The sequence below is a fragment of the Hydrogenispora ethanolica genome, assembly GCF_004340685.1.
In the GTDB taxonomy this organism is placed as follows: domain Bacteria; phylum Bacillota; class UBA4882; order UBA8346; family UBA8346; genus Hydrogenispora; species Hydrogenispora ethanolica.
The window spans coordinates 17,507-30,137 of the sequence record NZ_SLUN01000042.1 but is presented as its reverse complement, the minus strand read 5'-3'; the positions used below and the strand labels follow the sequence as shown (position 1 = coordinate 30,137).

Annotated in this window: 12 protein-coding genes; 3 read left to right on the top strand and 9 right to left on the bottom strand. The window is 58.6% G+C overall.

Translation table 11 applies throughout. The features are described 5' to 3' along the window. Nucleotides 1-5: 5 nt before the first annotated feature. The 7 genes from EDC14_RS23000 to EDC14_RS22970 form a co-directional block, all read right to left on the bottom strand. A complete protein-coding gene (locus tag EDC14_RS23000) occupies nt 6-1,034 on the bottom strand; it encodes a transposase (RefSeq protein ID WP_132016844.1) in 1,029 nt (342 codons plus the stop codon). Between the two features lie 110 nt (nt 1,035-1,144). After that, the gene (locus tag EDC14_RS22995; RefSeq protein WP_132016842.1) at nt 1,145-1,483 is read right to left on the bottom strand and encodes a P-II family nitrogen regulator; all 339 of its coding nucleotides are present in this window, start codon (nt 1,481-1,483) and stop codon (nt 1,145-1,147) included. A 3-nt stretch (nt 1,484-1,486) separates the two neighbouring features. Further along, entirely contained in the window at nt 1,487-3,004 is a 1,518-nt protein-coding gene (locus tag EDC14_RS22990) for an ammonium transporter (RefSeq protein WP_424337429.1), read from the bottom strand. A gap of 333 nt (nt 3,005-3,337) precedes the next feature. Next, on the bottom strand, nt 3,338-5,101 hold the full coding sequence (locus tag EDC14_RS22985) for a sensor histidine kinase (protein ID WP_132016838.1): 1,764 nt from the start codon (nt 5,099-5,101) through the stop codon (nt 3,338-3,340). Next, complete coding sequence (locus tag EDC14_RS22980; RefSeq protein WP_165908253.1) at nt 5,079-6,059, bottom strand: ABC transporter substrate-binding protein; 981 nt, start codon at nt 6,057-6,059, stop codon at nt 5,079-5,081. Before EDC14_RS22980 ends, EDC14_RS22985 begins: the two co-directional genes overlap by 23 nt. Before the next feature lie 5 nt (nt 6,060-6,064). After that, the gene (locus EDC14_RS26945; protein WP_165908252.1) at nt 6,065-6,712 is read right to left on the bottom strand and encodes a response regulator; all 648 of its coding nucleotides are present in this window, start codon (nt 6,710-6,712) and stop codon (nt 6,065-6,067) included. A 393-nt stretch (nt 6,713-7,105) separates the two neighbouring features. Further along, nucleotides 7,106-7,531, bottom strand: coding sequence for a hypothetical protein (locus EDC14_RS22970; RefSeq protein WP_132016834.1), 426 nt, complete (start codon nt 7,529-7,531; stop codon nt 7,106-7,108). 174 nt (nt 7,532-7,705) lie between these two features. Between EDC14_RS22970 and EDC14_RS22965 the strand changes: the two genes are divergently transcribed. Beyond that, entirely contained in the window at nt 7,706-8,188 is a 483-nt protein-coding gene (locus EDC14_RS22965) for a pyridoxamine 5'-phosphate oxidase family protein (protein ID WP_132016832.1), read from the top strand. A gap of 102 nt (nt 8,189-8,290) precedes the next feature. Then, nucleotides 8,291-9,799, top strand: coding sequence for a beta-Ala-His dipeptidase (gene pepD / locus EDC14_RS22960; RefSeq protein WP_132016830.1), 1,509 nt, complete (start codon nt 8,291-8,293; stop codon nt 9,797-9,799). 50 nt (nt 9,800-9,849) lie between these two features. Here pepD and def read toward each other — a convergent pair whose 3' ends face one another. Continuing rightward, complete coding sequence (gene def, locus EDC14_RS22955; RefSeq protein ID WP_132016828.1) at nt 9,850-10,293, bottom strand: peptide deformylase; 444 nt, start codon at nt 10,291-10,293, stop codon at nt 9,850-9,852. 240 nt (nt 10,294-10,533) lie between these two features. Here def and EDC14_RS22950 point away from each other — a divergent pair, with 240 nt between their 5' ends. Then, nucleotides 10,534-12,003: a hypothetical protein gene (locus EDC14_RS22950; RefSeq protein ID WP_132016826.1), complete on the top strand. Its 1,470-nt coding sequence runs from the start codon at nt 10,534-10,536 to the stop codon at nt 12,001-12,003. 69 nt (nt 12,004-12,072) lie between these two features. Here the strand turns inward: EDC14_RS22950 and EDC14_RS22945 are convergent, their stop codons facing one another. Continuing rightward, nucleotides 12,073-12,387, bottom strand: coding sequence for a hypothetical protein (locus tag EDC14_RS22945; protein WP_132016824.1), 315 nt, complete (start codon nt 12,385-12,387; stop codon nt 12,073-12,075). Nucleotides 12,388-12,631: the final 244 nt, after the last annotated feature.

Below are 12,631 nucleotides of genomic sequence, written 5' to 3'. Positions count from 1 at the left end.
GGGGACTAAGGCCGGTCCGGAGCGGCAGCATGAGCCGCCCTGCCCTCCAGATGCTTCTGGATCAGCGCCACCGGCGACCGGCCCATATTGGGGTAGCCCTGGAAGGGATAGATGTGGTTATAGCGGTACAGCCAATCGTTGAATTCCGACTGCAACTGCGCGACGCTGACGAAGCCGGCCCGGTCGATCTTTTCAAAGAACTCACTGATGGCAATGGTCTGAAAGCGGCGGATGAAGCTGTGGGGCGGGAACTGTTTGGAGCCGGTCCGGCGCTGTTCGATGGCGCAGAGCTTCAGGTACATGCCGTAGAGATGATCTTCCTTGCCGCTGTATTCGCGGCCTTTATCGGTGTCGATCAGGGCCACCGGGAGATGCAGCCGGCGAAAGAACGGCAACACCTGGTTGTGCAGGATGGCCACCGAATGCTCGGCGCGATTGTCGGGATTCAAAAGGCCAAAAGCGTAGCTGCTGTAAGTGTCGATCACCGCTTGCAGATGGATCTCGCCCAGGTTCTTAAAATTGCCCACATAGGCGGTGTCCTGGGCCAACACCTCCCCGGGCCGGACCCCCCGGAAATTTCGCTCTTTGAACCAGATATTCATCTTTTCCAGCAGCGCGATCTGCAGCGGCGTGAGATCGGGACTGTCCTCCGCCAGCTTCTCCTGGAGCTTCGCCAGCCGCTCCCGTTTGGTGCTCAGCTGGTGCTCGACCAGGATGGCGTAGACCGAATTGGCACTGATGATCACGTTCCGGTCGCGCAGTTCCTGGGTCAAACGGTTGCAGCTCCATTCGGGATGCTCCAGGCATAATTGCAGCAGGATCGCGGTGATCTTATGCCGCGTCTCTTTGCGGTTGAATTTCGGAAAGACCGGCCGCGCCGGAGCGGCGTCGTTCCCCAGAAACTGCCCGAAGATCGCCAGCGCCGGCTCGGCGGCATTCTGCGGCAGGCGCCGGCCCGTCCGTTGGAGGAGGCGCGCGATCGCGGCGGGATTGGGCGGCAACGGCTCCGATTTGCTGAATTGATCCTGACTCATATCCGATTCCACCTTATTTCACGTCCGCGCGAGCGGAGAACGGCGAACGCTGCGATTGCAGGACGGCTACCGGGGTAAGAGCCCCGGTAGCCGTCGCTTGAGTCACCGAATTAAAGCACGCCGACGCCGCGTTGGCCGGTCCGTACCTGAACGGCTTCGATAATCTCCGATACGAAGATTTTGCCGTCCCCGATCTCGCCGGTGCGCGCGCCATATTCGATGGCGGCAATGATCTTATCCATGTTGTCCTTGACGGTCACGATCTCGATCTTTACTTTGGGATGCAGAATGATCTCATATTCGGAACCGCGGTAATGTTCCACGGCGCCTTTCTGCTTGCCGCAACCCTTGACCTCGGAAACGGTAATGCCTTGAATGCCGATCTGGGTCAGGGCGTCCTTTACCGCTTCAAAACGGCTGGTTCTGACGATCGCTTCAATTTTAATCATCGCTTACGCCTCCTTGGCCACCGATTTTGCGGGAGTGGCAATCGGGGCCAGCTTCACATTTTCCTCAGGGAAGGTTTGCGTCACAGCCAACGAGCTAAATTGGAATTCCGGATAGCAGAGCGCGCCGTGGACCGGCATATCCAATCCGGCCAATTCGTCCTTGGCGGAGACGCGGAGCCCCATGGTCCAGTCGAGAATCTTCAACACCAGGAAAGCAAAGGGGAAGATGATCACCAACAAGGTCGCCAGGGCCACCAATTGCGCGCCGAACTGGCCCCAGTCGCCGTTGAGCAGCAATCCCTTCACTCCGCCGTAAGAACCGTCGGCGAACAGGCCGACCGCCAAAACGCCCCACATGCCGTTCACGCCGTGGACCGAGACGGCGCCGACCGGATCGTCCAGTTTCAGCACGTTCTCCACGAACCAGACCGCGGCGCAGACCAGGACGCCGGCGATCGCGCCGATGAGGAAGGCCGCCCAGGCCGGGACATAGGCGCAAGGAGCGGTAATGGCCACCAATCCGGCCAGGACGCCGTTGCAGGACATGCTGGTATCCGGTTTTCCGGTGCTTTTCATCATGTAGAGCATTGCCGTCAAACCGCCGGCCGCCCCGGCGATCATGGTGTTGGTCGCGACAATGGCCAGGCGGAGGTCGGTGGCTGCCATGGTGCTGCCGGCGTTAAAGCCGAACCAGCCGAAGATGAGGATGCAGGTTCCGATAACGCCCAAGCCCAGATCGTGGCCGGGCATTGCCACCGGTTTACCCTTGACAAACTTGCCGATGCGCGGCCCGAGGATGATCGCGCCGGCCAAGGCGGTCACGCCGCCGACCGCATGCACCACGCCCGAACCGGCGAAGTCTTTGTAACCGGCGCCCAGCCCGATCTGGCTCAGCTGCGATAACCAGCCGCCGCCCCAGGCCCAGTTGCCGAAGATCGGATAGATTATGCCGCCCATCAGAAAACCGTAAACAATAAAACTGCTCCATTTGAAGCGTTCGGCCATGGCCCCGGTGGGAATGGTGGCCGCGGTGTCCATAAAGGCCGCCTGGAAGAGGAAGAGCATAAAGATGCTGACATCATAGGCCTTCCCCGACAGCAGGAATCCGGTGCCGCCCAGCAGGTTCCAGGTCTTGCCGCCGATGGTGATCGATAGCATCTTGGAGAGATCGGCGTATGCGCCCCCCACGCCGCCGAACATCAGCGCGAAGCCGACGAAGAAGAAGCCCAAGGTCCCGAAGGCCCACACCATCAAGTTCATCAGCATGGTGTTATTGGCGTGGGTGGCCCGGGTAAAGCCGGTTTCCACCATGGCGAATCCGGTCATCATGAACACGACCAGGAAACCGCAGACCATTGTCCAGGTAAAATTGACCGGAGCATTGGGATCTTTCTTTAGCGTCTCGGCCCCGGTCGGGTCATTGGCCAGCGCCAGTGAAGCCAAGAGCGCCACTAACACGAGGCTGACGATTACGCAAAGCATCGTTTTGGAGAGAGTCCCTTTGGACAGAGAAAAACGCATCATGATCAACTCCTTATTCATTCTAAGTTCTTACCAGTCTTCCGCTATGAACGATGACATCACCTCGCCCGGGCAAAGTATAAATTGATGATAAGTAAGTATATGAAAGTATAATAGAATATAACTGAGCCTATTCTAACATAAACATTACATCAGTTCAACTAAAATATGTTAGATATACAGAATACAAAACAACTATATAACATCTGTCTTACAGATGAAGTCGTTGCATGAGGATATGCGGCCATTTGGGTTGGGGAAAATTGGGCATAGAACGGATTGGCGTAACCAATCATGGCAGGATAATGTCAGTTTGTGAAAAATACCCGAAGTTTATTGGGGGAAATGGAGCGGCAGACGGATGGTGAAGGTGGTTCCTTGGCCCGAAACGGACTGGACGGACAGGTCGCCGCCCATGGCTAGGGCGAGTTTCTTGGCAATGGCGATGCCAAGACCGTAACTGGTCCTTTGTTGCGGGGAACCGCTTTGAAACGGTTTGAAGAGGTTGGCTAACACCGCCTCGGGAATGCCGTCCCCCGAATCGCTGACGGTGATCAGGGCGTGGCCGGACTCCGCCCGGCAGTCGATGACGACCGCGCTCCCCGCCGGGGTATACTTGAGGCAGTTGTCCAAGATGTTTTGCAAGATCTGTTGCAAACGGACGGGGTCGGCCCAGACGCAGAGGGTCTCGGGAAACGGCCGCATTTGAAATCTGTTTCGTTGCTCCAGATAGCCGGCGATGACATCCTGGCAGAGATAGCGCACGCTGACCGGCTCCGGCTCGAACCGGACCTGGCCCAGGTCCAGCCGGGAAAACTCCAGCAGGTCATTGACCATCCGGTTGACCTGCTCCAACTTGAGTGTGATCGCGGCCAGGTTTTCGGCCTTGCGCCGCTCGTCCAGCCCGTGATGTTGCAGATCGCGGAAGATCGCCTGGATGGTGGAGAGCGGGTTCCGCAAGTCATGCGCGATCATGGAGATGTAGCCGGCCCGTTGCTTTTCGAAGTCAGTCAGTTGCAACGCCATGTCATAAAAGGAGACCGAGAGCTGGGCGATCTCATCATCCCCGCTTACCGGCTGGTATTCCAGCTGACGGCCCCGGCCGAACTGCTGCGTGGCCTCGGTCAACCGTTTGATCGGCGTCACGATCTGCCCCGCCGCCCGGTAAGCCAGCAGTTCAGTGGAGACGAAGACGACAAGGATGATGAAGATCATCCCGGCCATGAAGCCGAAGAGCAAGATCATGCGGTTCCAGATGATCGAGAGGGTTTGTTCCGGAGGAATCTGGACGATCAGGCCCCAGCCGTAAGGCGGCAACGGTTGGTACGCGGCCAGCAGGTAACGGCCGGGCCGGTCATGATATTTGGCGGTGCCGCTCTGGCCGGCGGCCAGCTTCCGGGCGATGCCGGCCCGGTCCCAACTGCTGCCCAGCTTGGAACGGTCCAGGTGGACCAGGACCCTGGCCTGACGGTCGATGAGGATGGGGTCGCCGTACTTGGCCCCCTGGGAGGTGAGGATGATATCGTTGATGCGGCGCAGATCGACCGTGACCAGCAGCACGCCGATGATCTTGCCGGGGTACTGTTCGATGGGCGTCGCCATATGCCAGTAGGGGCGGGATTTCTCGGTGAGGTTCTCCCACCCGGAGACCGCTATCTTGCCCCGGCGGGCTTCCCGGTAGATGGCTTGGGTCCCAAAGTCGGGATAGCCGTCGCTGAAGCTGTGCATCAGCGAAACTCCGGCCACGGTCTTCCCCCCGGAGTCGATGACGAATCCCTCCAGGAAGTTGCGGGTTTTGCTCAGCAACCGTTCCAGCGCGACGGTCAAGCGGTCGGTCCGGCGCAGATCGCGCACGGTGTCCGAGAGGACGAAGGTGGCCAGGGTCTCCTTATCCCGCTCGACGGTGGCGGTGATCTCCTTGACGATCTGCTGCGCGTAGGCGGCGGTCTGCTCCATCAGATACCGGTCCAGATAGACCTTGGTGGAGATGGCCGTGGCCAGGACCGTGAGCCCCAGGCCCACCGCGCAGCCGATCAGCGGATACAGGACTAGTTTGCTATGGAGCTGGGACAATTTACCGAATAACTTCATTCGCATAACTCAAGACATCCTCGTGGATCGGCAACCCGCAGCGGGAGAGGAGCCGCAGATTGACCGCAAGTTTATAATCGGCCGACAATTCAGCCGGCATGTACCGGGGGATTGCGCCGTGCTGGATCTTGATAATGATCTGGCCGGCGATCTCGCCCATGGTCTCCGGTTCGGCGTAGTCGGTGAGCACCGCGAGATCGCGAAAGGCCAGGTTGTTGCCGACCGCAGGCAGTCCGGCATTCTCCAGCGCCGAGCCGATCAGCCGGCGGTTGGCGATCCAGAGGGACTGGGCCGGCAGATACAGCAGAGCGGTTTTGCCCCGCAGGCCGGCAATGGTTCGGCTGACCCCGGCGAGGCTGGTCCGGACGGGGCGGACGGCGATACCCAGTTTTCGGGCTGCCGTTTGGAAACGGTCCAGGTCGGGCCAGGGCTCCTCCGCCGCCAGCAGCACCGTCAGCTCCGCATAGTCGCCGATGACCCTGCGGCTCAGCTCCAAGGTGCGCTCGTACGGCGGGAAGTAGGAGACTCCGGTGATCATTTCGGCGGTCTCGATCCGCCGTTGAACGGGTCCGCGGACGGGATTGTCCGCAAAGCCCAGGACCACCGGTTGGCTGCCGCCGGTCCGGGCGAGGTCGATGATGGAATCGTCGCCGGCGATGACCAGCATCGCCACGCCGGACCGCCTGAATCGGGAGAGCGCCCGGCGGGCCCCGGCGGCATCGTTGTAACCACGGATCAGAAAACGGGGATTGGCGCTCTTGGAATAGCCTTGTTTGGCCAGGATGCCCCGGAGGCCTTTTACAAAGCGGAGGTTCGCCGGGGTGGGGCTCAGGGCGATGCCGATCCGGGCCGGCCCGGACCGCGGGGAGTCCAGGAGAAACAGCAGATAACCGACGAGGCCGAGCAGGCATAAGAGGGCGAAGAGACTCAAGCAAACGAGTACTTTTTTGCGGGAGACCGTCAAAGCGCTCACACCTTTAGAAAGTTTAGCATTTGCCGGACTTCGTCGCTGGAAAACGGCTTATTCAGAATGAATTGCGCCCCCTCCGCCACCACCTGCGCCAGGAGGGCGGAATCGGTGGAAGAGGTAATGACCACCACCGGCACGTTGACGCCCTGTTCTTTTAGCTGCTTGTAAAGGGTCAGGCCGTCGACCTCCGGCAGGCTCAGATCGAGGAAGATCAGGTTGAAACGGTTGGCCTCCAGCGCCGCCAGCGCCTCCCGGGCGTTTCCCGCCACCTGAACCGCATGTTTTTTGCCGAGCGAATCCTTGATGGCGGCGCCCACGGCGGGGTCATCGTCGATTACCAGCAGCCGCGAGGGCTGAAATTCCTGGGCCTTGATCCAGGCCTCGATCTCCTGGCGTTGAAAACGCCAATTGCCCAGGATCTTGCTGGCCGGTATCTTGCCTTGTTGCGCCAGGCGATAGATGGTCATCGGATTCATCCGCAGATATTCTGCGACTTCATTGACGGTCAGGATCTCATTGTCCATGAAAGCTTCCACTCCGTAAAGATTGAAATGGCGGTGCGATATCAGTTGATCGCTGAGCAACCGCTGCCGGTTGGGTATGATATTCGGGATTTCCCGGACAAAACCTTTCGCCCCCGCCAACATTTCTCTGGAATCTTCCGCCCCATCCGGGGCACCGGCCGCCCCGGATGGGGCGGGGAGATACGGAACCGGGGCGGCCGTTCCCCAACGCGAGGCATCCCTGCCCCGGAGCGGAGCGAGAAGGGCCTATCCCGGGGCTGTGTTTTCCCAATGCCGGGCCGCAGCCGCCCGGAAGGCGGCGACCGGGGCCCGGCCGGGGGCGGCAGGTCCCTGAAGCTTGGTGCGGAGCGGAAAAGATCCGTCAATTGTCGGAAACTTACGGAAATTTTGCAGGAGAAGCGTGGATCAACGCGAAGAAATTGAGAAGCAAGCGTCACCGGTCCGGGATCCGGCTCAATGCTCAAAAAAGGCCTTGTTGGAACAAGACCTTTTTGAGCCACGGGGTTATGGCACGACTTATTTTTCGATGACGTTCTCCGTGACGATGATCCGGTTTTGCAGGCTGCCGATGACTTCCACCCGCAGATGGTCGGCGCGGACGGTCTTGGACACGATGTTTTGATAGGCGAGAGCGCTGCCCTTCTGGTCCAGCTTATAATAGACGTATTTGCCGTCCCGGCCCCTGATGAAGATGCCGTAGCCCGACGCAATGCAGAAGGGCTTGCGCAGGCAGGCCACGGTATGCAGTTCGGGATGCTCCGGCACACGGGTCCCGTCGGCGGCCTCGCCGCGGCTCGCTCCGGCGCAGGACTGGCAGACCAGGTAACCTGAATAGCTCCGCGCCGCCTTGGCCGTTACCGCCCGGGCGGTATGAAAGGTGACATATCCGGAAACGCTCATCAATAATAGGAAACATGCCCCTAAAATGAAGTTTCTTTTCATCGCCAACCCCCTTTTGATTCCCCAGCCGAACCGCCGGAGCCGGGACAAAGAATGTTTTTGCCGCCATTGCCTATATATGTCGCGCGGCGGCACAAAATTCCGGGTTTCGGCGGTCCCGTCCCCGGCGGCCCATCCGGATTCATCGAGGGAAATAGTAGTAAAGGAGGCGTTCCATTGACAGGCTATCATATGCGCAGGAAAGACCGGGAAATCAGCGATCCGGCCGAGTTGCGGCGGATCTTGCGGGAAGGGAAGTACGCCGTGATTGCGATGTGCCGCGGCAACGAGCCCTATGTCGTAACCCTGAGTTACGGCTATGACCAGTCCGAACACGCTTGTTATTTTCACGCCGCGCTCCAGGGCCAAAAGATCGAGTTCATCCGGGAGAACCCACAGGTCTGCGCCACCGTCATCGAGGATGGCGGCTATCTGGCGGACCAATGCGCGCACCGCTATGCCACGGTGGTGCTCCGGGGCGAAATGACGCTGCTGCAAGACCGGGCCGAAAAAGAGCACGGCCTGAATGTCATCCTGAACCAGCTGGAGCGGAATCCGGCCCCCATCAAAGCGCGGACCGTGAAGGATCCGGCCGCATATGACCGCGTCGCCGTGTTGCGCCTGGCGATCCGCGACTGCAGCGGCAAGCGGGGCAGCTGAACGGAGGGGATCCCGCCGGAGGGTTTCCGTATTTTGCTCTTGTTTTTTGGGAAAGAATGGTTCAATATAATATTTGAATCCTGACAATGAAGAGGTGCCGAAATGTCGCAATTTTTCGCCGGCCTCGCGCCGGAACGGGTTTGGAATCATTTTGAGGCGATCACCAAGTTGCCGCGCGGCTCGCGCAATGAGGACGCCATTCGCCGCTATATCGCCGACTTTGCCAAACGGCAGGGCTTGGAATGCTTTTACCGGCCGGACGCCCCGGCGGACGCGCCCGGCGAAAGGACCGTGGTGGTTTACAAGAAGGCCGCGCCGGGGCTGGAGGGGAAACCTGCCGTGGTCCTGCAGGCACATATGGATATGGTCTGCGTCCCCAATGATCAGATCTTTCCGCTGCGGCTCTCCTTCTGCGACGAGCAGGCGCAGCCGGGCAGCGGCTGGGTCAAGGCCGGCGGTTATACTCCCCAGGACGGAACGACGCTCGGCGCCGACGACGGCATCGGGATCGCGGTGGCCCTGGCGATTCTGGAGGACGAGAGCCTGCGCCTGGGCCCGCTGGAAGCCTTCTTTACCGTCCAGGAGGAGGTGGGCCTGGAAGGGGCCAGGGATTTCGACCCGGGGTTGTTAAAGGGCCGGATCCTGATCAACCTGGATGAAGAGGTGCTTAAGGGGATCACCTACGGTTGCGCCGGCGGTTTGAGCAGCATGTTCCGGTGGAACGTGAACCGCCAGCCGGTTCCGGCGGCGGCCCGTTGCCATGAGCTGCGCATCTCGGGGTTGAGAGGCGGCCATTCCGGAGTGAATATTCATGAAGGCCGGGCCAATGCCCTTCATTTGCTGGCGCGGATTTTGCGCCAGGCGGAATACCGGGGGATCGCTTTCCATTTGGCGGGGATCGCCAGCGGCAATCTGCGGCAGAGCAACGTCATTCCCAGCCGGGCCGCGGCGGTGGTGGTGCTCGATCCGGCCGATACCGTCCGTTTTGGCGCCGTGGTCGCCGAATTGACCGCCGAGTACCAGGCGGAGTACCAAAAGATCGAGCCGCAGCTGCGAGTGGAATGGCTGGAGGCGGAACCCCAGGCCGAGATGGTCGACGGGGAATGGTCCCGGAAACTGGTGCATATCTTGATGAGTGTTCCCCATGGCGTGCAGAAGATGGCGGAGGGCGGCTTGGTCGAGACTTCCACCAATCTCTCGGCGGTAGCCCTGAACGGCACGGCCCTCGCGGTGCTGTGCATGCACCGCAGTTTCCGGGAGAGCGGTTTGCGGTGGATGGAGGATCTCCATGATTCGCTGGCCGCGTTGACCGGCGCCAGCATGGAACATATCGAGCGCTATCCGGGCTGGACTCCCAATGAGGATTCGGATCTGCTGCGCCGCGCCAAAGAAGTATATGACGCCCAATTCCAGGGCGATTACAAAGTCGATGTGATCCATGCCGGCCTGGAGAGCGGCTGGGTGGTCAAGAAGTATCCGGAGGCCGAATGCATCGCCATCGGCCCGAACCTGCTGGAAGCGCATACCGTGCGGGAACGGGTGGAGATTAGCAGTGTGGCCTCTTTCTACCAATGCGTGCTGGGGATCCTGGAGTCCTACGCGCGGGATTGACGGAGGATGACGAGACATCTAAGCGAGCGGGCGGCCCTTGGGTCGCCCGTTTATTTTTTGGCCAAATAATCGAGGTAGAGAATGCCGTCCAGATGATCGATCTCGTGTTGCAGGGCCCAGGCCAACAAGCCGCTGGCCTTGATCTCCATCTTTTTACCCTGTTCGTTAAGGTAGGAGACCCTTACTTTTTGAGCCCGGGTAATGTATTCGCTCCGGCCCGGGATGGACAGGCAAGCGTCGACATCGCGCTGGGCGCCTTCCTTGGCCAGAAACCGCGGATCGAACAACACCAGGGGGCCGTCGCCGATATCGATCACCACGACCCGCTCGGAGACGCCGATTTGCGGCGCGGCCAAACCCATTCCCGGTGCGGCGTACATGGTCTCGAGCATATCATGGGCCAATTTGCGCAGTCGTTTGGTGACCTGCCCAACCTCCTTGGCGGGTTGCCGCAGGAGCGGATCGCCGAGTTGCAAAATCTTTAAAACAGCCATCGCCTTCGCTCACCTCACTGTGGGATCGTCCAGCCCTTCAAGGGTCACTTTCAAGCTATCCCTGTATTGATATTATACGCGGGCCGGTTGCGCCAGGCAAGATGGAAGTCCATGCCACCCGGAGCGGAATGTTTTTTGGCCGTCATATTCGGGCCGCTTGTGGCATAAACAGATATATGGCCGGCATTGGCAACCGGCGCGATACCGGCGGAGGCAGGGAAATGTGGCGAAGGTGAAACCATGATCGAGGATATTATCAACATCCATGACAAATACCAATTTGAGATCAAGTGGAGCTACCGGTTGCAACGGCAAAGGAGGTTTTCCACCTACCGGATCGAGACCTACTTCTTCATCCCGCAAAGCCTGGGATTGAACCGCAATACCTATGCCAAACAGGATTTTTACAATGATATCCAAAGCTATATCCGGTTCAAAACCCCTACCGTGCTGCTCAAGAATATCGCCGAGGGGCCGGAGCGGCCCCTCGCCAAGCTGAAGGCGGTCTTTCAGCGAGTGGCCGACCAACCCGATCCCGAAAACCTCCGGGAATACGAGCAGAGCATCAAACTCTTCGGTTGCATCTTCCGAAGCTCCCTGCGCGACCATGTAACTTTCATCCATAAAAAACGGCGAGTCGCCGAGATTCAGGACCTGACCGAGCAGTTCATTCAGTATGCCACGGCCGCGGTCCGGAGTTACCGGGAGTTGGGGTCGCTCCTGAATGTCCCGACCATTCGTGAGAAAGATTTTGCGAAGTACCGTTTCGGGGACGAGTATCTCAGCTTGATGGTGGAACAGTATAGCTTCAGCCTGCTGAACCGGCTCCGGGAGAAGCTGGGTCTTCAGGGCCAGCCGTATACCCAGCGCTTGCTGGGCATCATCCGCGACGAGCTGGAGTACCGCAGGCTCCAAGGCTATCCGTCCATTCCGGAGGAAGAGGGGGAAAACGAGGGCCTGGTCTTCCGGAAAAGCATTTTGAAGAAATACATGGGAAGCATCTTATTTCTGAAGATCCGCACCGAAAGCGAGGGCAAAATCGTCGAGCAGATCGTGCTCGGCATCGCGGCCGGAGTGGCGATGATCTTCGCCACCGCCATCGCCTTTTTCTCGCAACAACAGTACGGCAACCTGTCGCTGCCGCTCTTCGTGGCCCTAGTGATCGGCTACATCTTCAAAGACCGGCTCAAGGAGTTGCTGCGGAGTTATTTTCATGAGCAATTGCACAGCTTCCTATATGACCATAAGATTGTGCTGCACACCGGGGATCAGTTGCCGTTGGGCTGGTGCAAGGAGAGCGTCGACTATGTCAGTGAGGCCGGAGTCCCCGGCGGAATCCGCCGCCGGCGCAACCGCGATCATCTCACCGAGATCGAAAACGATTGGCTGGGCGAGTCCATCATTGTATACAAAAAATACATCCGCCTCCGGGCCGTGAAATTGGAAAACTTCCATGAACCGGAACCGGTCGAAAGCATCAATGACATCATGCGTTTCAATATTCAAAAATTCCTGGCCAAAATGGATAATCCGGAGAAGAATATCTATGTCATCGCGGGGGATGGTTATAAGAAGGTGGCCGCGCAGCGGGTCTACCATCTCAACCTGGTGATCCGGTATTCGTTCGACGGCCAGAACAGTTACAAGCGCTTCCGGATCATCCTAAACCGGAGGGGGATCAAGAGCATCGAAGTGTTGAATGTGGAATGAAGGGTTCCCGATAAAAATCAAAGCTGTCGGCCCTAGGGCCAACAGCTTTGCCAATCAGCGCTGCTTCAATTAGCCGAGGAAAGCAAAGGTGTTTAATTTCAGAACGGCCAATTGATTCAGTTCAAGGACGGTGTTGATCTGCTGGACGGTGATTGCTCCGATGGTCGCGGCTGCGATCGTATCCCGGGCCTGGGTCAGCACTGTAGCGATCTGAGCCCTTTGTGCGGCGGTTAATGACAGGAGCGCTACATCGGCGATGATATTATTGTATGTGGCAATCAATGTTGCTTGATAGCCAGCGGAAAATGCAGCCGGATTGCCCAGCAGTGCCGCCACGGACTGGGAGAGGTTCTCAATGCTGAGAATGGTTGATCCTACACTCACTAAAATCACCTCCCATCTATCTTATGAAGGATGAGATGGGGGTTCGCCTGAAAGTCAAATAAAATGATAAAGGATTAAAAAAAGCTGTTTTTATAACATACTTTTAATCATAGAAAAGAAAAACTCCGATCATTGCGAAAACCGTTTAATTTGCATCCGGGCCGGCGATATTCGATTGAAACGGCACCTATCCTTTTTGATGTGTAAAATGAAATAAAAACAAGCCGGAGCGCTGCATGGCGCC